The sequence below is a fragment of the Streptomyces vietnamensis genome (genome assembly GCF_000830005.1).
Taxonomy (GTDB): Bacteria; Actinomycetota; Actinomycetes; order Streptomycetales; family Streptomycetaceae; genus Streptomyces; species Streptomyces vietnamensis.
Map to the genome: position 1 here is coordinate 4015891 of NZ_CP010407.1, position 18439 is coordinate 4034329.

At 70.0% G+C, this 18439-nt stretch carries 23 protein-coding genes and 1 tRNA gene; 14 read left to right on the plus strand and 10 right to left on the minus strand.

Annotation, left to right across the window (positions count from 1 at the left end; translation table 11 throughout):
- Positions 1-11: 11 nt before the first annotated feature.
- Positions 12-587, minus strand: coding sequence for a dCTP deaminase (dcd, locus tag SVTN_RS17825; RefSeq protein ID WP_030690788.1), 576 nt, complete (start codon positions 585-587; stop codon positions 12-14).
- A 407-nt stretch (positions 588-994) separates the two neighbouring features.
- Between dcd and SVTN_RS17835 the strand changes: the two genes are divergently transcribed.
- Together SVTN_RS17835 and SVTN_RS46160 are read left to right on the plus strand one after the other, a co-directional pair.
- Positions 995-1065 (plus strand) — tRNA-Gly (locus SVTN_RS17835).
- Between the two features lie 60 nt (positions 1066-1125).
- Positions 1126-1491 (plus strand): DUF4436 family protein, encoded by a 366-nt coding sequence (locus tag SVTN_RS46160; protein ID WP_078908396.1) that lies wholly within the window; start codon positions 1126-1128, stop codon positions 1489-1491.
- 494 nt (positions 1492-1985) lie between these two features.
- Here SVTN_RS46160 and SVTN_RS17845 read toward each other — a convergent pair whose 3' ends face one another.
- On the minus strand, positions 1986-3188 hold the full coding sequence (locus SVTN_RS17845) for a calcium-binding protein (protein ID WP_159026462.1): 1203 nt from the start codon (positions 3186-3188) through the stop codon (positions 1986-1988).
- Between the two features lie 798 nt (positions 3189-3986).
- On the opposite strand from SVTN_RS17845, the gene SVTN_RS17850 reads away from it, so the two are divergent.
- From SVTN_RS17850 to SVTN_RS17895, 10 genes are all read left to right on the plus strand, one after another.
- Positions 3987-4400 carry a WXG100 family type VII secretion target gene (locus SVTN_RS17850; RefSeq protein ID WP_041134008.1) on the plus strand — a complete coding sequence of 138 codons (414 nt, stop codon included), beginning with the start codon at positions 3987-3989 and terminating at the stop codon, positions 4398-4400.
- Positions 4401-4419: 19 nt separating this feature from the next.
- The gene (locus tag SVTN_RS17855; protein ID WP_041129993.1) at positions 4420-4725 is read left to right on the plus strand and encodes a WXG100 family type VII secretion target; all 306 of its coding nucleotides are present in this window, start codon (positions 4420-4422) and stop codon (positions 4723-4725) included.
- Complete coding sequence (locus tag SVTN_RS17860) at positions 4725-6500, plus strand: RNase A-like domain-containing protein (RefSeq protein ID WP_052499178.1); 1776 nt, start codon at positions 4725-4727, stop codon at positions 6498-6500. Before SVTN_RS17855 ends, SVTN_RS17860 begins: the two co-directional genes overlap by 1 nt.
- Before the next feature lie 19 nt (positions 6501-6519).
- Positions 6520-7107: a hypothetical protein gene (locus SVTN_RS17865; protein ID WP_052499179.1), complete on the plus strand. Its 588-nt coding sequence runs from the start codon at positions 6520-6522 to the stop codon at positions 7105-7107.
- Positions 7108-7164: 57 nt separating this feature from the next.
- Positions 7165-7464 carry an RNase A-like domain-containing protein gene (locus tag SVTN_RS17870; RefSeq protein ID WP_041129994.1) on the plus strand — a complete coding sequence of 100 codons (300 nt, stop codon included), beginning with the start codon at positions 7165-7167 and terminating at the stop codon, positions 7462-7464.
- 13 nt (positions 7465-7477) lie between these two features.
- On the plus strand, positions 7478-8131 hold the full coding sequence (locus SVTN_RS17875) for a contact-dependent growth inhibition system immunity protein (protein ID WP_041129995.1): 654 nt from the start codon (positions 7478-7480) through the stop codon (positions 8129-8131).
- A gap of 568 nt (positions 8132-8699) precedes the next feature.
- Entirely contained in the window at positions 8700-9089 is a 390-nt protein-coding gene (locus SVTN_RS17880; RefSeq protein ID WP_041129996.1) for a VOC family protein, read from the plus strand.
- 177 nt (positions 9090-9266) lie between these two features.
- Positions 9267-9923 (plus strand): CatB-related O-acetyltransferase, encoded by a 657-nt coding sequence (locus tag SVTN_RS17885; RefSeq protein WP_041134011.1) that lies wholly within the window; start codon positions 9267-9269, stop codon positions 9921-9923.
- A gap of 14 nt (positions 9924-9937) precedes the next feature.
- The gene (locus tag SVTN_RS17890; RefSeq protein WP_245727579.1) at positions 9938-10813 is read left to right on the plus strand and encodes a Vgb family protein; all 876 of its coding nucleotides are present in this window, start codon (positions 9938-9940) and stop codon (positions 10811-10813) included.
- A 63-nt stretch (positions 10814-10876) separates the two neighbouring features.
- Positions 10877-11224 (plus strand): YciI family protein, encoded by a 348-nt coding sequence (locus SVTN_RS17895; RefSeq protein ID WP_041129998.1) that lies wholly within the window; start codon positions 10877-10879, stop codon positions 11222-11224.
- A 534-nt stretch (positions 11225-11758) separates the two neighbouring features.
- Here SVTN_RS17895 and SVTN_RS17900 read toward each other — a convergent pair.
- The 3 genes from SVTN_RS17900 to SVTN_RS17910 form a co-directional block, all read right to left on the minus strand.
- Positions 11759-12232 (minus strand): hypothetical protein, encoded by a 474-nt coding sequence (locus SVTN_RS17900; RefSeq protein WP_041129999.1) that lies wholly within the window; start codon positions 12230-12232, stop codon positions 11759-11761.
- Between the two features lie 10 nt (positions 12233-12242).
- The gene (locus SVTN_RS17905) at positions 12243-12752 is read right to left on the minus strand and encodes a GNAT family N-acetyltransferase (RefSeq protein ID WP_041130000.1); all 510 of its coding nucleotides are present in this window, start codon (positions 12750-12752) and stop codon (positions 12243-12245) included.
- A 401-nt stretch (positions 12753-13153) separates the two neighbouring features.
- On the minus strand, positions 13154-13369 hold the full coding sequence (locus SVTN_RS17910; protein ID WP_041130001.1) for a DUF6243 family protein: 216 nt from the start codon (positions 13367-13369) through the stop codon (positions 13154-13156).
- 415 nt (positions 13370-13784) lie between these two features.
- On the opposite strand from SVTN_RS17910, the gene SVTN_RS17915 reads away from it, so the two are divergent.
- Together SVTN_RS17915 and SVTN_RS17920 are read left to right on the plus strand one after the other, a co-directional pair.
- Entirely contained in the window at positions 13785-14795 is a 1011-nt protein-coding gene (locus tag SVTN_RS17915) for an aldo/keto reductase (RefSeq protein ID WP_041130002.1), read from the plus strand.
- Between the two features lie 29 nt (positions 14796-14824).
- Positions 14825-15244 (plus strand): SRPBCC family protein, encoded by a 420-nt coding sequence (locus SVTN_RS17920; protein WP_041130003.1) that lies wholly within the window; start codon positions 14825-14827, stop codon positions 15242-15244.
- Between the two features lie 301 nt (positions 15245-15545).
- On the opposite strand, the gene SVTN_RS17925 is transcribed toward SVTN_RS17920, so the two are convergent.
- From SVTN_RS17925 to SVTN_RS17945, 5 genes are all read right to left on the minus strand, one after another.
- Positions 15546-15758 carry a DUF4287 domain-containing protein gene (locus tag SVTN_RS17925; protein ID WP_041130004.1) on the minus strand — a complete coding sequence of 71 codons (213 nt, stop codon included), beginning with the start codon at positions 15756-15758 and terminating at the stop codon, positions 15546-15548.
- A gap of 66 nt (positions 15759-15824) precedes the next feature.
- Positions 15825-16481, minus strand: coding sequence for a DUF998 domain-containing protein (locus SVTN_RS17930; protein WP_041130005.1), 657 nt, complete (start codon positions 16479-16481; stop codon positions 15825-15827).
- A 291-nt stretch (positions 16482-16772) separates the two neighbouring features.
- The gene (locus SVTN_RS17935) at positions 16773-17195 is read right to left on the minus strand and encodes an arsenate reductase ArsC (protein ID WP_041130006.1); all 423 of its coding nucleotides are present in this window, start codon (positions 17193-17195) and stop codon (positions 16773-16775) included.
- Positions 17196-17215: 20 nt separating this feature from the next.
- Positions 17216-18004 carry an aquaporin gene (locus tag SVTN_RS17940; protein ID WP_041130007.1) on the minus strand — a complete coding sequence of 263 codons (789 nt, stop codon included), beginning with the start codon at positions 18002-18004 and terminating at the stop codon, positions 17216-17218.
- The gene (locus SVTN_RS17945) at positions 18001-18375 is read right to left on the minus strand and encodes an ArsR/SmtB family transcription factor (protein ID WP_078908398.1); all 375 of its coding nucleotides are present in this window, start codon (positions 18373-18375) and stop codon (positions 18001-18003) included. Before SVTN_RS17945 ends, SVTN_RS17940 begins: the two co-directional genes overlap by 4 nt.
- Positions 18376-18439: the final 64 nt, after the last annotated feature.

Genomic DNA, 18439 nt, shown 5'->3' on the forward strand with positions numbered 1-18439 from the left:
CTGCGACCGCCTCACACCTGGGTCCGATGGAAGTTCATGTAGGAGCGGGAGGCCGTCGGCCCCCGCTGGCCCTGGTACCGCGAGCCGTACCGCTCGCTCCCGTACGGGAACTCGGCGGGCGAGCTCAGCCGGAACATGCACAGCTGGCCGATCTTCATCCCCGGCCAGAGCTTGATCGGCAGGGTGGCGAGGTTCGACAGCTCCAGGGTCACGTGCCCCGAGAAACCGGGGTCGATGAACCCGGCGGTCGAGTGCGTGACGAGCCCCAGCCGCCCCAGGGAGCTCTTCCCTTCCAGCCTCGAGGCGATGTCGTCCGGCAGGGTGATGACCTCGTAGGTCGAGGCGAGCACGAACTCGCCCGGGTGCAGGATGAACGCCTCGTCGCCCTCCGGCTCGACCTCGCGCGTCAGGTCGAGCTGCTCGACGGCGGGGTCGATGTGCGGGTAGCGGTGGTTCTCGAACACCCGGAAGAAGCGGTCAAGCCTCACGTCGATGCTCGAGGGCTGCACCATGGATTCGTCGTACGGGTCGATGCGCACCCGTCCGGCATCGATCTCGGCCCGGATGTCCTTGTCTGAGAGAAGCACGTCCCCCACGATACGCAGAGGGCGCGGACCTGCCCCAATCGGCAGGCACCCGCGCCCCGGCACCTCACGGCTCAGCGCCGCCCGACCTCCACCGGCACCGCGTGCCGCAACCGCGCACACCGCGGACACCGGATGAGCCGCCCGGGCCCGATCCGCCCGGCCCCGAGCTGCTGAAGCGGGAACGAGGCGGTACTGAACACATGCCCTTCGGCACAACGGACGACGGTGCGCTCCATCGAAGCCATCAAGTCCCTTCCCCTACACATGTGGTGGACGATCAGCCACATTAGGGGATGAAGGGGGCGCCCTCCACGCGGCACTCCGCACACCCGAAGGCATGAGCTTCGCCTCGAGTGGCGCATGGGGTACAGTGTGCAACGATGCGGAACGGATCACCCGGCCGCTGTGCGGATGTAGTTTAATGGTAGAACATGAGCTTCCCAAGCTTATAGCGCGGGTTCGATTCCCGTCATCCGCTCTTGAACGAAGGCCCAGGTCAGCGACCTGGGCCTTCGTCGTTGTCCAGACCCGTCAGGCCATGCCGTGCCCTCCGCGTGCCTCAACTCGCGGGGATGCCCGGCTCGGGAGGGCACGCGGCGCATCACCTCGCCTGCCTGACACCAGACCTTCTCATGGTCATGTGGGCGCCGACCCTGACGGTCGCGGTCGGAGCTCCGGTCGTCGGGGGACGTGTCAGGGACCAGTGTGGCCCGCGATGGGATGGATGGCCGCGACCTTGTTCGCGCTGGCCGGATTTCGCAACTCGGCTCCGGGGTCGCCGCCGATCGGATGCCTGCTCGATGGCACGGCGTTCCTCCAGGCCGAGGCGATCGTGGCGTTCGGGGGCTATGTGGTGGTGCGCGGGACGCCGGTCGAGCTTGCACCGTCCTCGGACGAGGCATGACGGGCGGTCTCAGGGGAGGGTCAAGCGATGGCGCCACGCAGCAAGATCGCCGTGATGAAGTCCGGGGCCCGGCGGGGCCCGTATGCCCTTCGAGGGTCGGTTCCCATGCGGTCTCGGACAGACCGCAGAAGGTCGAGGCGAGCCAGGTGGTCGGCATGTCCTTGCGCAGCAGGCCCGACGCCTGGCCTCGTTCGACGAGCGAGACGGTCCGGTCGAAGACGACATCGGCCCGGACGCCGGCCCCGGGCACACCCAGGACGTCCGGTTCGACGTAGACGAGGTTCCACAGCTGGGCGAACGGGATGTAGTCGTTCACCAGCGCGGTCAGTACCTGCTCCATGGGGGCAGTGCCGGTCTCGGCGCGGGAGAGGGATCCCACGCAGGAAAGTCGACCAGGGTTCGTGTGGCCGGCGAAGGGCCCCAGCGGCCGCAGCTGTCAGGTACCGGAACGAGTGCTCGCGCTCGCTCCGGGCCGGACGTGCGGCTCGGATCCGCTACGGAACGCCGACGACGGACTCACAGTTCGCAGCGACGTCAGCGGTCCCGGCTTCTCCGTCGCAGGTGTCGCTGTCCGGTCCGCCGTCGAGGGTGTCGTCGGCGGGACCTGCGAAGATCGCGTCGTCACCAGCGCCGCCGCGGAGCCGGTCCCTGCCTCCTGCCGTCCCGACGGTCGCATCCCCGTCAAAGTTGACGTTGTCACCGAAGACGTAGTCGTCGCCGCCCCGGCCGTCGATCACGTCATTGCCGGCCACGGTCGTGGACGCGTTCACGACCGAGCTATCGCCGACGAGGATCTCCGCCGAGCTGCCACCGATGATGGTGTCGTTGCCCGCGCCGAAGGCCTGTCCGCCGCCGTCCGGGTCGCCGATGTTGTGGTCCCCCAGGGCGAAGAAGCCGCCGTCGGCACCCATGTCCAGCAGGTCGTCGCCACCGTTGCCGTAGGCCGCGGTGACGCCCTCGCTGTCGCCGACCAGGTTGTCGCGCGCGCCGGCGCCGCCTCGCAGGATGTCATCGCCGGCGCCTGTGGCCGCTCCCCCGAAAGGCGAGGCCGAGTCCCCGAGGAGACCGTCGTTGCCGTTGCCGCCGTCCAGCAGGTCGTTGCCGCCGCCCTCGGCGTCGCCTCCGAAGGCGACGCTGTCGCCGGTCATGTGCCTGTCGTTGCCGTCGCGGCCGTAAAGACGGTCGTTTCCGCCCCCCTTGGCGTCACCGTCGCCGTCGCTCTCCGAGTCGCCGACCATGAAGTCGTCGCCGCTCCCGCCGTCGAGCACGTCGTTACCGCCGCCCTCGGCGTTGCCGCTCGCAGTCAGCGAGTCGCCGACCATGTCGTCGTCACCGGCGCCGCCGAGCAGCACGTCGTTACCGCCCCCCTTGGCGTCTCCGCTCTCGGCGGCGACGTCGCCGCGCATGACGTCGTTCCCGCTGCCGCCGTCGATCCGGTCGTTGCCGAGTCCGCCGATGAGCCGGTCGTCGCCGCCGAGACCGCAGATGATGTCGTTGCCGCCGAGACCGTCGATGGTGTCGGCACCGGACGAGCCGACGATCACATCGTTGCCGGGCGTGCCGGTGATCACGCCTACTCCTGTCAGCGTTGCGGGGACGCCGAAGCACGTGGCTCGGGCGGCGCCGGCCGGCGTCGCCTGCGGGCCCAGTGTGATCAGCGCCACCGCGACGATGCCGACCATGATGCGTCGAGTCATTGAAAGGGCCTCCGGCTCCGAGAAACAGCGTCCGGGGGAGGACTGCCCCGGGAACCGCTGACGGCCCCCTTCTCTCCGCCGTCTGCTCCACCACGTCCGTCGTAGGGAGTACCTGCCGCATCCACTGGGCCGAAGTACGTCGATGCACCACGGCGACAGACCCGTCCCCCTCCATGCCGAGCCCCTCGGCATTGGCCATCCGACGACAGGAGCCTCCGACGGCGGCCGAGCGGAATGAGCGACGCGGGTGTTGCGCGGGTGCGTAGCCGCGTTCGCGAAGGACCAGGTTCCGCGGGAACTGCACGCGGTTGCAATTGCCGACAAACCCGCGAACCATGCCGCCACCCCGTATGGCGCCTTCCCGCTGCTGGTGGACCAGCCCCCGGCCCCCGCGGCCACTGCGACGGGCTGGTCGACGCTGCAACCGCGCCACACATTTTCAACGAAGGCCCGCCTCCCCTGAGACTCTGCGGGAGGCCGTGCCACAACGTGCCAGTAGGGGCGGTACGCAGCGGTCAACAGGGGCTCGAACGGGGCATCCCAACCCACCTGCTACGAAGACTGTTTCCGCAGGCCAGAGGCCCTGGACGTGCCCAAATGCCGGGTGATTCCCAAGCTTATAGCGCGGGTTCGATTCCCGTCATCCGCTCTTGAACGAAGCCCCAGGTCAGTGACCTGGGGCTTCGTCGTTATTCAGCCTCCTCACGGCTCCCGCCCCCGATCGCCAGGACCCGCCGCTAGGGTGAGCAGTCGCGCCAGGAACATGTGTACGAACGACGCGACGAGCGGGGGCTCAGGATGCGCAACGCCGATCTGGACGTCTCGGAGGACGGGCTCACCAGGCTGGCAGACGACCTCGACGAGATGCAGCGATATCTGGAGCAGCAGACCCGCCGTATGGACGAGGTCGTCGACAGGGTCGCCGCGGGCTGGCAGGGGCCCACTGCCACCGCGTACCGCTCGCTGCACCGTGGTGTCGCCGAGGACGCCGTGCGCATCCGCCAGGTGATGGTCCTCCTCGAAGCGGCCATGCGCGCCTCGCGCGACGGCTTCACCGAGCGGGAGCTCGACACCCTGGCCCGGATCAGGCGAATGCAGGAGGGCGAGGACGTGTCCGCCGCCGCCCGCGCCCTCGCCGTGCCCGACCAGGCACCCACGCCAGGCACCGGGTCGGATGCCGGCCATCCGCAGAGCCGCATTCTGGACGTCTGAACCACGGGGGATCTGCACCATGTCGGACGAAGACCGGATCACCGTCGACTTCGCCACTCTGCAACGCCTTTCGGGGGACCTGGAGGAGATTCTCCGCGCCCTCAGCGAGAAGCTGGACACGCTGTACGGGCGAGCCGCCAAAGTCGTCCTGAGCTGGGACGGCGAGGCCCGCGAGGCCTTCATCGACGAGCTGGACAAGTGGAGCCACTCCGCCGACGACCTCAAGGCCGCCCAGGCCTGGCTGCACGAGGTCGTGGTCAAGGGGCACCTCAACTACGCCGCGGCCAACCGGTCCGTACTCGAAGGCTGGGGAGGCGGCGCCTGATGGCCGGCCCGTCCACCCCCGCCCAGTCCCCGGGCGGCAGCGGCGCCATCGACGTCAAGCCGAGCGACCTCTGGTCGGTCTCCGGACGGGTCGCCGCACAGCAGGACTTCCTCGTGCGCGGTGCCCACAAGCTCCTGGAGGAGCTGCGCGAGTACCCCGACGCCGGAGGCGCGGGCAGTGAGGCCCAGAAGTTCGCCCAGGCGTACAAGAAGATCGGCGACCGCTGGCTGGAGGTCTGGGGCAAGTCCGTGCTCAGCGTCGGCGGCGTCGCCGTCGGGTTCACGGAGACCGCCAACGCCTACACCCAGGCGGACGCGGCGGCCCATCCCAAGCCGGGAACGACGGCCGAGCAGCGCCCACGCCCCGCCGTCATCGACCAGGCTCCGAAGTTCGGTGGGATACCGGACATCAAGTGGGGTGACGACGACGGCGTCGACGACTTCCTGCGCGGCCTGATGGAGGGCATACCGGAGATCGTCCGGGACGTCCTCCAGCCGCTGTGCAAGCACGTGTTCCGGGTCGGCAGGGTGGCGGACGTCCACCCGTTCCCGCAGCAGCACTACCTCAACTCCCTGTGCCACAGCTGGATGAACGTCTCCATCGTCGCCACGACGGGGGCGGACCAGCTCACCCAGACGGTGGGCGCCATCACCAACCACCAGCAGGCCGACTGGGAAGCCGCCATGCGGACGTTCTGCAGCGCCTTGTGGGGCGGGACGGCCTGGGGACGGTCGCTTCACGGCTACCAGTGGGCACAGACCGCCAATTCCGGTCCGGGAACCCCCTATGTTCCGACCGGCAGTGAACCCGTCATGGCTGTACTCAAGGACACGGCCGACAACATCGCCACCATCCTGCGCGAGTACGCCGAGGCCGCCGTCGACCTGAACCGCGATGTCGCGGAGGAACTCCACCGCGCCATGCGGAAGGCGGCCAAGGAGATCATCGACGACCTGGCCAAGCCCAAGAATCCCAAGGATCTCCTCGGCAAGGTCACGTCAGTGATCGGCAAGGGCGCGGGCCTGATCCTGTCGTTCGACGTCAAGACCGTGCTGAACTTCGACACGGCCAAACTGAACCGGATCGTCAACACGTACACCGGCATCCTGGAGGGCCTGACCACCCGCATGGAGGCGTTGAAGGGGCCTCTGGACGAGGCGCTCCTGAGCGCCCCCAAGTTCGAGGCCGGCGTCGCACGGGCCCACGGCTTCGGCGCCCGGGCCCTGAACGAGTTCAAGCACGAGCAGCAGTGGACCGAGGCCGGCCCACAGGGCAATCACGCGTTCGACCTGGCGAGCAGCGAGTACCTGGGCGGCGGGCACACCCTGGACAAGCACGTCGGCAAGACCGACGAACAGCTCGCTCAACGCCTGCGCGATCAGGCCCAGGACCGCAACGACTGGCCGGAACAGCGGAGGCCCAGGATCGGTGGCTCGTCGTCCTTCAAGGACATGGCCAGCGCGCAGCGGCTGACAGAGCACAATCTGCGGACCAGGCAGTCCGAGATCGACGCGTGGTTGGCCACCAACCCCCCGGAGGGAAAGACTCAGGAGTTCACGAGTCCGGCCCCCAACGGCGAGGTCAGCGGCAGGTATGTGGGAAAGATCGGCACTCCCGATCCGAACAACCCGGGCCACGACATCCCGGGGACCGGCTACAAGGACAACGGGCTCGCGGCGAAGGCGGTCGACGTCAAGAACGTGAAAACGGTCCTGAAGTACGATTCCAGGCTCGATCCGCCCTACATCATCTACACGTCCATGCCCGCCCCCTGATCGACCGAGCGGAAGCCGAATGCACCCCGACGACAGCATCCACAACGCCGACGGCACGGCCTGGGGCGCCGCGCTGGAGCGGCTTCTCGACGACGTGTACACGTTCGCGATGACGGGACCCCGGCGGCACGACGACTGGGCACAGGACGTCCTGGCCGTCATGGACCGGTCGGTCACCGACCCTCGGCGCTGGCAGACCCTGGACTGGGATGTCGACGGAGAGGAACGCGAGAACATCCGTCCTTCCTATCCGTTCCTGCCGCTCACCACCGAGCAGGTGCACGCCTGGACGTACCCGATCACAGCCGAGGCCGCCGCCGAGCTGCTCGCCTCTCTGGCCCAGGAGTGGTTCTTCGAGGCCCACCCGATCCGGACGCGAGCCGACCGGGACGACGTACTGGCCGACGCCCGGAGCGTGCTCGACAGGTTCGGTGGCGACGCCGTCTTCCGCACCTCTTCGGACCTGGCCCGGAACTCCACCTCGCCGGACTTCCTCGCCGACGAACTCGCCGGCGGCCGGGCCTTCACCGACCACATGATGGATCTCGGGCTGATCGCCGTGAGCGCGGACGAGGTCGGGGTCTTCTGGTCGTTCAACGCGAACTGAGAAGCACACCGGAGCAACCGGAAATCCACCGCTCCGATGTCCTGAAGGAAGGTGACCATGCTGACCCGTTCCGCTACCTACCCCGACCGGGACACCGCCCGCTGGGCCACCCAGCAGGTGGTGAACGCCAACGAGCAGGTCATCCACCGCTGGCTCGCCCAGAACACCCGGGCCCGCCTCACCATCGAGGCCGCCTGGCCGTCCCGCGAGGAACCTGTCGGGCGGGTCCAGCTGGAAGCCGAGCTGCTGGCGGGCCGCGGGCCCGTCGACGTCCGCGCGGCGCGCGTGGTGCTGCGCCGCGAGCCGTCGAGCCCGCACGGCTTCGTCGTCCACACCACCGTCCCGTTCTACCTGTAGGGGCCGCACGCACATGTCCATGAAGCCCCTCGAACACGACCGCCGGTACGGCGAGCTCGACCAGGTGATGCGCGCGTACCTGGGGCAGCCCGCCGACGACACCCCGGAGCGGCGCAGCCGCGCCCTCGACGCGTACCTCCGTCACACCTGGCACACCCGCCCCTCGGCCATCGCGGAGGCGGAGCGCCAGCTGCGCGAGTACAGCCGCAACCCTCCGGGGCGGGTTCGGCTGGAGCTGGGCGAGTTCTACGCGATCCCCGACACCGGGATGCCCCAGTCGGAGATCGGCGGCTGGCTGACGGTGCTGGCCGACCACCTGAAGAAGAGCATCGAGGAAGGCGACGTCCCGGAGCCGACGTCCCCGCAGACGCACTGGGAGTGGCACGCGCGCTTCCCGGAGACCGCTCAGCTGCTCGGGGGCTGGTTCTCGCAGGACATCGTCGACGAGTTCCCCGACCACGAGGCCGCCGTCGCCGACTACGCCGCCACCACCCACCCCCAACTGGTGGCCCGGCTCGTGGGCGAACTCCACGAACTGCTCGCTCTCCCCCTGGACGAGGGCGACTACGCCCTGGCCGCCGCCGAACTCGGCATGGAGGTCGGCCCGCCCGAGCCGTTCTCCCACGGCGCCTGGTTCCAGTCGGTGGCGACGACGCTGTCCGGCTGATTCAACCCTGTGGCCGGCCTCCCTCTCCTCTCGGTACGAGAGGGGCCCGTGCCACAACGTGCCAGTAGGGGCGGTGAACAGCGGTCAACAGCAGACGCCGGAAGGCAATCGAGAGCCCTACCAAGAGTTCCCGTTTCCGCAGGTCAGATGCCTTTTTCAGGTCTAAGTGCCGGGGGATTCCCAAGCTTATAGCGCGGGTTCGATTCCCGTCATCCGCTCTTCTACGAAGCCCCAGGTCAGCGACCTGGGGCTTCGTCGTTGCCTGGGCCTCTCGCTCCGAGGGCGCGGGACGCACCGCATTGCCCCACGTCGCCCGGACCGTCGGAGTCACGTGTTCGGGTCGACCTGGTCCACGGCTCGGCATACCGACCAGTCGGATGCCGTCACTCGCACCGCCACCACGAAGGCAAGAACCAGCGCTTCCTCGCCTCCACCGGCACGGCCGCAGCCCGCTTCAACTGCCCTTGACCCGCCGGGTAGATGGAGATATGATCTACGGCAACATCGCGTGTCGGTCACCGGCTGGGTGAGACATGGAGGTGTCGGGACATGCCCTCGGAGGCATTCCTTGTCAGTCGAGTTGAATCACACGATCGTTCACGCCCGGGACAACCGGGAGTCCGCTGAGTTCTTCGCGGACCTTCTCAATCTTGAGATCACCGCCGAGTGGGGCCCGTTCATCGCGGTCGGCCTGGGCAACGGCGTCACGCTGGACTTCGCCACCGTCCCCGCGGACAGCATCACCCCCCAGCACTACGCCTTCCTGGTCTCCGAGGAAGAGTTCGAAGCGGCGTACGCGCAGATCAGAGAGCGCGGCATCGAGCACTACGCCGACCCCCACCGGAAGCAGCCCGGCACTGTCAACCACAACGACGGCGGCCGCGGCGTGTACTTCATGGACCCGGCGGGCCATGCCATGGAACTCATCACCGTGCCGTACGGCGGCTGGCCCTCGTAACCACGTGCCCCGGGGACCGCGCCCCCTCGTGGGGTGCGGTCCCCGGCGGCTGCCCGCGCCCCGTGGGCGCCGTCGGCGTCGTGCGGGTGGTGTTTCCCCCCGTCCCGGCCGGACCGAAGTCGTTCGCGGAGCCGTTTCCGTCGCGTTCCGTTTCTCCCCCTCTCAAGGAGCAGCATCCTGTCGCCTGACCCGACCACCGTTCACCCCCTGCCCGCGCACGACCGGGTGGTGTTCCTCAAGCCCCTGGTCACCTCGCCGAACATCACCGTGGGCGAGTACACCTACTACGACGATCCCGACGGCGCCACGGACTTCGAGCACCGCAACGTCCTCTACGCCTACGGGCCCGAGCGCCTGGTCATCGGCAGGTACTGCGCGCTCGCCACGGGGACCACCTTCCTGATGGCCGGGGCCGAGCATCCCACCATGGGGGTGTCCACCTACCCGTTCACCATGTTCGGCGGCCGCTGGGCCGAGCAGACCCTGGACATCGTCACCGCCATGCCCAGTCGCGGTGACACGGTCGTGGGCAACGACGTCTGGTTCGGCTACGGGGCGACGGTCATGCCCGGCGTACGCATCGGGGACGGCGCGATCATCGCGGCCGGCGCGGTGGTCACGGCCGACGTCCCGCCGTACACGATCGTCGGCGGCAACCCGGCCCGGCCGATCCGCCGGCGCTACGACGACGCCGACGTCGAACGGCTGCAACGCGCCGCCTGGTGGGAGTGGCCAGCGGACCTGGTCACCGAACACGCCCGCACCATCATGGCCGGCACCCCGGCCGACATCGCCCGCATCGCCACCGAACACGGATTGGACAAGTCCCTTTGAACCGTGTGACCCAGGTGTCCATCGAAGAGCGCACGGTGGCCGACCCCACGGCCGGACCCTACGCCCTCACCACAGGCCCGGACCACGCCCTGTGGTTCACCCTCGTCCACGGCGGCCGGATCGGCCGGCTCGTCCCCGGCGGGGAACCGACGAGCCACCGGCTCGACCCCGACTGCGGACCGACCGTCATCACCCCCGGCCCGGACGGCGCCCTGTGGTTCACCGAGTACCGGGCGGACCGGATCGGACGCATCACCACCGACGGCACCGTCACCGAGTTCGCCCTGCCCACTCCCGGCTGCGGGCCGTTCGGCATCGCGGCGGGCCCCGACGGCGCGCTGTGGTTCACCGAGACCGCCGCCGACCGCATCGGCCGCATCACCGTCGACGGCCGCGTCACCGAGTTCCCGCTCCCCGTGACCGGCGCCTTCCCGTCCGCGATCACCGCCGGCGACGACGGCGGGATGTGGTTCACCCTCAACCAGGCCAACGCCATCGGCCGGATCGGCATGGACGGTGAGATCGTCCTCCACCCCCTTCCGACCGAGGAGGCCGCACCAGTGGGAATCGCCGCGGGCCACGACGGAGCGCTGTGGTTCACCGAGATCGCCGCCGGGCAGATCGGGCGAATCACCCCCGGCGGGCGGATCACCGAGTTCCCGTTGCCCGATCGCACCGCACGGCCGCACGCCGTCACCGTCGACGGCGACGGCACCGTGTGGTTCACCGAATGGGGAGGCAACCGCGTCGGCGCCCTCACCCCCGACGGCTCCCTCACCGTCCACGACCTCCCCACCCCCCGCTCCGAACCCCACGGCATCGCCATCGGCCCCGACGGCGCCCTGTGGACCGCGCTCGAGACCGGCGCGCTCGCCCGCGTCACCACCTGACCACCCCGTCCCACTCCGCCGAGTTGACAGCGGCCGCCACACGGCGGCAGGAGAGGAGCATCCATGAAATACGCACTCGTGATCTTCGAGACGGACGAGTCCCGCCGCCGGATCCAGGCCGACCGGGCCGCGTACCGCAAGGAGTACGAAGGCTGGATCGGCGGCCTCGCCGCGGCCGGGAAACTGGTCGGCGGTGACGCCCTGGAGACCGAGCACACCGCCCCCGCGACCGTGCGCACCGCGGCCGACGGGACGACGACGGTGACCGACGGACCCGCGCACACCGGTGAGGAGACCCTCGGCGGCTGGTTCGTCGTCGACGTGGCCGACCGCGCGGAAGCCCTCGAACTGGCCAGGAGCCTGCCCACCCCGGAGACCGTCGAGATCCGCCCCCTCCTCGAATCCGCCTGACCGACACGGCTCGAGGCAACAGGCCGGAGCAGTCGGCCCGCCGCGGCCGGACAACCGAAAGACCGTGCCACAACGTGCCAGTAGGGGCGGTGAACAGCGGACATCAGGAGTCCGCCAGGGGAGGGCACAAGACTCTTCTCGGCAGACGTTCCCACAGGTCAGCGGCTAGATGAGGGCTCAAGTGCCGGGTGATTCCCAAGCTCATAGCGCGGGTTCGATTCCCGTCATCCACTCAGATACGAAGGCCCAGGTCAGAGACCTGGGCCTTCGCCGTTGTCTAGATCTCTCAAGCTCGCCGTGCCCTCCACGTGTCCCAACTCGCGCGAACGCCCTGGCCGGAGGCCCCTTGGTGCACCACACGCACCACACGGACAGGCCGCCTTCTCGCATCGCGAGACGCATGGCCCCGCCGAACCCCACCACTCAGAAAGCACTCGTCGACGGCTGCATCCTCACTGACTACGTCGACGCCCGATCGGCCTGACCCTTCCCAGCCGCGTACCTGCCCTCGCTCCCCGGGGACGTCGCCCAGCCCTACGGGGAGGACAGGCTTGCGCGGGCTGCGGTCATGAAAGCGGCCTTGTGCTCCTCCAGGTGCTCGTTGACCTCGATGTCGCCGATCTCGCGCCACACCGCCTGGTTGAGCGCACGGCCATACGCGTGGACCGGGGCGTGCAGGTTCGGATCGCAGAGCAGCACGAGGTGCCGCTCGGCGACCCAGAGTGCGGTCATGGTGGCGGCGGCAGGTCCGCTCCAGCCGTCGTCGTCACCGCCCCATGGATCGGGACGGCTGTAGGCCGCTCGTTCGGCTTCCTGGGCGCAGGCGATGAAGTCCTTGATCGCCTGCAGCTGTTCGGCGCGGCGCGCCTCCTCGGTGGCGGCCCTCCGCCGCCGTTCCTCCGACCGTTCTGCGGACCGCTGGGTGGCGCGCTGGGAGAGCGCCGTCAGACCGCCGCCGAGCGCGACACCCGTGAGCGAGAGGACCGAAGTCCACACCTCCAAGGCCATGACCCTCCCCCTACGACAAGTCCTTGCGCATCAGCGTGCACATCGTCTCGTACCGGCGCAGCGAACCGTCCGGCGCCTCCACGTCCCAGGCGTCGGGCTCACGGCCGTAGGCCACGTACCCCAGTCGCTCGTACAGCGCCCGGGCCCGTGGATTGCTCTCCTCCACCCCGAGCTCCGCACGAAACAGTCCACGCGATCTGATGCGGTCCTCCGCGGCCCGGATCAGGACGGTGCCCAGCCCGCACGACTGCAGCGCGGGCAGCACCCCGAGCTGCCACAGCGTGCCCGCGCCGACCGCCACCTGGTAGTCGACGCCGCCGATCGCCACCGGAAGACCGGCCGGAGTGCAGACGGCCAGGTAGTCCACCTCACCGGCAGCCGCACGCTCCAGCTCCCGCGCCACCTGCGCCAGATGGGTGGTTGAGCCCGACCAGGCACAGGCCGGCAGATCAGCGGACGTCAGATCACGGACCAGGACCGGTACGACGACCTCGGCCGCCCCGGCATGCGTGAGACTCATGCACCCATCCCAGCAGTCCGAGGAAGATCCGCACAGTGGATTTCGGCGTAGGGCACGAGCCCCGAACAGTGCGTGCCACTACGTGCCGGTCAGGGCGGTCACCTGCGGACAACTGGGGCCTTCCACTGACCCAACCAGCACCCTGTAAGAGGCGCATCTCCACAGGTCACGGCCTTCTGTGGGCTCAAGTACCGGGTGATTCCCAAGCTTATGGAGCGGGTTCGATTCCCGTCATCCGCTCTTGAACGAAGCCCCAGGTCAGCGACCTGGGGCTTCGTCGTTGGGTCAGCCTGTTCCGGAGTCCCGCACCACCCGCGCACCACCGCGGTGGAACCGGCCTCGGGCATCCTGCGCGGCTCGGGCCGGCCCCGTGCGGCGCCGGCCCCTGCGGCGGCGGTGGGTCAGCTCTGTGCGGTGTCGTCGCCCGCCTGTCCGGTGCCTTCGGCCGCGCCGGTCTTCTCGCGCATCTTGCGCACCAGCTCGGCCTTCCGGTCGGCGGCGCCCTGGCGGTCGAGGTTGCGGTGCGGACCGTTGTTCTGGCGTTCGGCGCGAGACAGCCTCTTGCGCTGGCCACCGCCCTGGCCCACGGGGTTGTTGATGTTCTTGCTATCGGTCACGGGTTCTCCAGGTGATGAGGTGAAGTGATCTACGGATTCATCGATGAGGGACGGGCGGCGACGTCGAAGGGCGTCAGCAGGAGCCCCTCACGCTCTCACCCGCAGATCGGCGTCCGGAAGAACAGACAAAGACGTTACCCGGTTCCGTCGGCCCCGCACGCCAGCGCTTTCGCCGCCCCGGACACGGCCGACCGGCTCTGGGCGTACGCCCCGGCCGCCCTCCGCCGCACGGCCTGACGGACGTGTGCGGACGGGGACGAGCCACTTAGGAAGCGAACGCGTGAAGGCAGCCTTTGCATTAGTCGGCGTGTGCAAGTATCGTCTTCACGTGTAAGCCGCGCTTGCATCCAGGTGCGGCGTTCGCAGGAGGTCGCTCCGGCCTCCTCTCCCCCCACATCCCGCAAAGGCACTCCCCATGTCGCTCAAGGACATCCTTCCCGGTCGCCTCGGCTTCGGCACCGCCCCGCTCGGCAACATGTTCCGCGCCATCCCCGACGACGAGGCCCGCGCCACCGTCGAGGCCGCCTGGGACCACGGCATCCGCTTCTACGACACCGCCCCCTTCTACGGCGCCGGCCTCGCCGAGGAGCGGCTCGGTGAGGTCCTCGCCGGCAAGCCCCGCGACGAGTACGTCCTGTCCACCAAGGTCGGCCGGGTCGTCCTCGACGAGCACGAGACGGACGTCCCCGACTTCGGCGAGAAGGGCGGCCTGTTCGAGCACGGCAACCCGAACAGGATCCTCCACGAGTGGACCGCCGACGCCACCGAGCGCTCCATCGAGGGCAGCCTCAAGCGCCTGGGCACCGACCGGCTCGACATCGTCTGGGTCCACGACATCGCCCAGGACTTCCACGGCGACGCCTGGCTGCAGAAGTTCGAGGAGGCCCGCACCGGCGCCTTCCGCGTCCTGTCCCGGCTGCGCGACGAAGGCGTCATCAAGGCCTGGGGTCTCGGCGTCAACAAGACCGAGCCCATCGAGCTGACCCTCGCCCTCGACGAGCCGCAGCCCGACGGCTTCCTCCTCGCCGGCCGCTACACCCTCCTCGACCACGAGCACGCCCTCACCCGCCTGCTCCCCATGGCGCAGGAGCAGGGCGTCGACATGGTCGTCGGCGGCCCGTACAGCTCCGGCATCCTCGCCGGCGGCACCCACTTCGAGTACCAGCAGGCCCCGGCCGAGATCGTCGAGCGCGTCGGGAAGCTGAAGGCGCTGGCCGAGAAGCACGCCGTGAGCATCAAGGCCGCCGCCCTGCAGTTCTCCCTCGCCCACCCGGCGTCCGCCGCCGTCATCCCCGGCGCCACCCGGCCCAGCCGCATCGCCGAGGACACCGCGGCCCTGAACGAGACCGTCCCGGCCACGTTCTGGACCGACCTGCGCGCCGCCGGACTCGTCAGCCCGGCCGCCCCGCTCCCGAACAACGCCTGACCCCCACACACAGGAACAGGAGCACCGCCATGGCTTCCACGTCCGTCTCCCGCGTCGTCCCCGCCACTCCGCAGCAGGTCTGGAACCTCATCGGCGGCTTCGACGCCCTCCCGGACTGGCTCCCGTACATCCCCGAGAGCACCGCGCTCGAAGGCGGCCGGGTCCGCCGCCTGACCAACCCCGACGGCGACGTCATCATCGAGCGCCTGGTCGGCTTCGACGAGGCGGAGCGCCACTACAGCTACGCCATCCTCGAAGCGCCGTTCCCCGTCGACGGATACGTCTCCACCCTCCGGGTCCACACGGTCCCGGGCCGCGACGACGTCGCCGAGGTCCAGTGGTCCGGACGCTTCAACCCCAAGGGCGCCACCGAGCAGGAAGTCGTCGACCTGTTCACCGGCATCTACGCCGACGGCCTCGACGCCCTGCACGAGACCCTCGCCGCCTGACACCGACGGCCCACCCGCTCGGCCCGGACACGCCCACCCGCGTGCCCGGGCCGCGGTCCGTTCCCGAGTCCCTTCCGCCGTCCCCCTCCAGCCCTGACCCGCCTTTCGCACACGCGAGGCAGTCGGGGCCGTGCAGGGCCTGAGCCTGGAACCCGGCCCGGACCTGGGGCTTCGTCGTCGTCCGGATCTTTCAGGGTCGGCGTGCCGTTCGCGTGCCGTACGGGACCTCATGCGGCGTCAGGTCAGCTGCTGATCCGCTCGGGCCGGCCGAGGAACGCCGCACCCCCGGCACCCCACCTGATCACTTGCCGCTGTCCTCGGCGAGGGTGTGGGCGACGAGGGCGTTGGCGTGGCCGTGGCCGAGGCCGTGCTCGGACTTGAGCCAGTTGACCAGCTCCATGTGCTTGGTCAGCGGGGAGGAGCGGATGAGGTCCTTCCATTCGGCGATCGGGCGGCCGTACTTCTTCTCGATGGACGGGAAGTAACTGGCGGGACCCTTCACTGCGTCGGTCATGGATGCCCCGTTTCGTATCGTGATGATCTTGATCGTGTCGATGATGACGGCGGGAACGGCGGTCGTCTAGCGGTCGGCCAGGCGGGCCGTCACCACGCTCAGCCACAGCAGGCCGAGGCCGGCGCCGACGGTGAACGCCAGGACGGAGGCGGCCGAGGTCATGAAACCGGCGAGGACGGCCACGGGCACGACGCGGGACGCGACGGCCCAGCGGCGGAGCCCCCGGGCGGCGAGCGGGCGAGCCAGGACGAAGAACGCGGCGCACAGGGCGAGGTAGCCGATCATCCCGCCGAACATGTGGACGGCGCCGTGCCCGCTCATCACGGTCGCCTCGGGCGCCCCGACGGGAAAGCCCGCTCCGGCATCGGCCGGGAAGGCCGCCGCGACCCAGAAGGAGGCCCCGAAGACGCCGACGAGGGCCGGACCCCACGTCCCGCCCGGGCCACCGCGCAGCGCCCGCCGCAGGCCGGTCGCGCCGACGAGCAGCAGCGCACCGGTGAGCAGGAAGCTCGCCGTCTGGATCCAGCCCGCCTCGCCGAGGGCGAGCTGGCTGATCGCGTTCCGGGTGAAGTCGAAGCCGTCCCGCGCGAAGCCCTGGGCGAGTCCGACCGCCAGGAACAGCGGCCCCGCCACCACACCGCCGGCCAGGGCCCACCGCGCCACGGGTCGCGCGGTGGGCGCGACGGAAAGGACGTGGCGGGGTGCGGTGAGCATGTCGGTCATGGCGGGGCCTTCCTCGCTTCGTTGTGGTCGCCCATATGACCGGCGGCACGGAGAAGACTCATCGCTCCCGCCGATGTGCACTGGATCACATGCCGGTCGGGGCGGCCTCCCGCTCGCGCACGCCGTCCGAAAGCGCGTGCCACAACGTGCCGGTAGAGGCGGTGAACAACGGACGACAAGGGAGCCGAAGCGGCAGAAGCGACCCGCGTCGCGGGCTGCCACGGACTCGCGCGTCCGCCGCCCGGAGGTCGGCGGCCAATCACCGTCCCAGGGGCGGCAGTTGACTGCTCGTCACCCGGCTGCCGGGATCCCGAGCTCGTCGAGGAGGCCGCGGACGCGTTGTTCGATCTGGTCGCGGATGGGCCGGACGGCGGCGACTCCCTGCCCGGCGGGGTCGTCGAGGGTCCAGTCGAGGTAGCGCTTGCCGGGGAAGTACGGGCAGGCGTCGCCGCAGCCCATGGTGATCACGACGTCGGATGCCTGGACGGCCTCGACGGTGAGCACCTTGGGGGTCTCGGCGGAGATGTCGATGCCGACCTCGTTCATGGCCTCGACCACGGCGGGGTTGACGGTGTCGGCCGGGGCGGAGCCGGCGGAGCGGACCTCGACGCGGCCCCCGCCGAGGTGTGCGAGGAAGGCGGCGCCCATCTGCGAGCGGCCGGCGTTGTGGACGCAGACGAACAGCACCGACGGGCGCGCGGGGGACGGGTTCACGGCAGGGGGCTCCAGCGGATTCAGCGGGCGGCGGGGGCGGCGGCGATCGGCGCGGACGGGTCGGCTGCCCGGCGGGCGGACGGGTCTGCTGCCCGCCGGGTGGACGGCTCGGCTGCCCGGCGGGCGGACGGGCCGAAGACGAGGGTGAGCAGGCCCAGGCCGGCGCCGGCGCCGAGGAGCTGGGCGGCGATGAAGGCAGGGACGGAAGCGGGCGCGATTCCGGCGAAGGAGTCGGTGAAGGCCCGGCCGATGGTGACCGCTGGGTTCGCGAAGGAGGTGGAGGAGGTGAACCAGTAGGCCGCGCCGATGAACGCGGCCACCACCGCCGGGGCCAGGTTCGCCCGGCCGGCCCGGTTCAGGCCGAACGCCACCAGCAGCAGACCGGCCGTGGCGACGAGTTCGCCCAGCCACAGGTGGGGAGCGGAGCGGTCGTGGGCGGAGAACGCCAGCACGGTCCGGCCGAACATCGCGTTGGCCAGCAGCGAGCCGGTGATCGCGCCGCCGATCTGGGCGGGCAGGTACGCGGCCGCCTCCCGCAGGGACGGTCCGTCGCCGGAGCGGCGGCCGGCAAGCCAGGCGGCGAGCGTGACCGCGGGGTTGAAGTGGGCGCCGGAGACCGGGCCGAACACCGCGATCAGCACGCCGAGTCCGAACACGGTGGCCAGGCAGTTGGCCAGCAGCTGGATGCCGACGTCCTTCGACAGCTCCGTGGCCTGGATGCCGGAGCCGACCACGACCGCCACCAGCAGCGCGGTCCCGACCGCCTCGGCCGCCGCACGGCGTCTCAGCGGCACCGGGTCCGCGCTCACGCCGTCGCCCCGGCGGCCTGCGGGGACTTGAGGACGGCGGCGAGGCGCTCCAGGGCCGCGGGCAGGACCCAGTAGTAGACCCAGGTGCCGCGGCGTTCGCAGTCGACCAGGCCGGCCTGCCGCAGCAGCTTGAGGTGATGGGAGATCGTCGGCTGGGAGAGCTCGAAGGCCGGCGTCAGCTCGCACACGCAGACCTCGCCCCCGTCCCGCGAGGCGATCATCGACAGCAGCCGCAGCCGGACCGGGTCTCCCAGGGCCTTGAACACCTTCGCCAGGTCGGCGGCCCGGTCCTCGTCCAGCGGAGCCGCGGCCAGCCGGCCGCAGCAGCCGTCGGCGTCCTGGCCGAGCACCACGAGCTCTTGTTTCGACATTCCTCTATATTGACGTCTTTCAATTCACGGCGCAAGCTTGCATAGAAGAACTTCGAAGCAGGCT

Coding starts and splice junctions, on each gene's coding strand:
- SVTN_RS17920 (WP_041130003.1), top strand. CDS start 14,825: ATGGCTTCCACGTCCGTCTCCCGCGTCGTCCCCGCCACTCCGCAGCAG.
- SVTN_RS17945 (WP_078908398.1), bottom strand. CDS start 18,375: ATGTCGAAACAAGAGCTCGTGGTGCTCGGCCAGGACGCCGACGGCTGC.
- SVTN_RS17870 (WP_041129994.1), top strand. CDS start 7,165: ATGCTGACCCGTTCCGCTACCTACCCCGACCGGGACACCGCCCGCTGG.
- SVTN_RS46160 (WP_078908396.1), top strand. CDS start 1,126: ATGCCGTGCCCTCCGCGTGCCTCAACTCGCGGGGATGCCCGGCTCGGG.
- SVTN_RS17930 (WP_041130005.1), bottom strand. CDS start 16,481: ATGACCGACATGCTCACCGCACCCCGCCACGTCCTTTCCGTCGCGCCC.
- SVTN_RS17850 (WP_041134008.1), top strand. CDS start 3,987: ATGCGCAACGCCGATCTGGACGTCTCGGAGGACGGGCTCACCAGGCTG.
- SVTN_RS17860 (WP_052499178.1), top strand. CDS start 4,725: ATGGCCGGCCCGTCCACCCCCGCCCAGTCCCCGGGCGGCAGCGGCGCC.
- SVTN_RS17845 (WP_159026462.1), bottom strand. CDS start 3,188: ATGACTCGACGCATCATGGTCGGCATCGTCGCGGTGGCGCTGATCACA.
- SVTN_RS17875 (WP_041129995.1), top strand. CDS start 7,478: ATGTCCATGAAGCCCCTCGAACACGACCGCCGGTACGGCGAGCTCGAC.
- SVTN_RS17915 (WP_041130002.1), top strand. CDS start 13,785: ATGTCGCTCAAGGACATCCTTCCCGGTCGCCTCGGCTTCGGCACCGCC.
- SVTN_RS17895 (WP_041129998.1), top strand. CDS start 10,877: ATGAAATACGCACTCGTGATCTTCGAGACGGACGAGTCCCGCCGCCGG.
- SVTN_RS17925 (WP_041130004.1), bottom strand. CDS start 15,758: ATGACCGACGCAGTGAAGGGTCCCGCCAGTTACTTCCCGTCCATCGAG.
- SVTN_RS17865 (WP_052499179.1), top strand. CDS start 6,520: ATGCACCCCGACGACAGCATCCACAACGCCGACGGCACGGCCTGGGGC.
- SVTN_RS17900 (WP_041129999.1), bottom strand. CDS start 12,232: ATGGCCTTGGAGGTGTGGACTTCGGTCCTCTCGCTCACGGGTGTCGCG.
- SVTN_RS17905 (WP_041130000.1), bottom strand. CDS start 12,752: ATGAGTCTCACGCATGCCGGGGCGGCCGAGGTCGTCGTACCGGTCCTG.
- SVTN_RS17855 (WP_041129993.1), top strand. CDS start 4,420: ATGTCGGACGAAGACCGGATCACCGTCGACTTCGCCACTCTGCAACGC.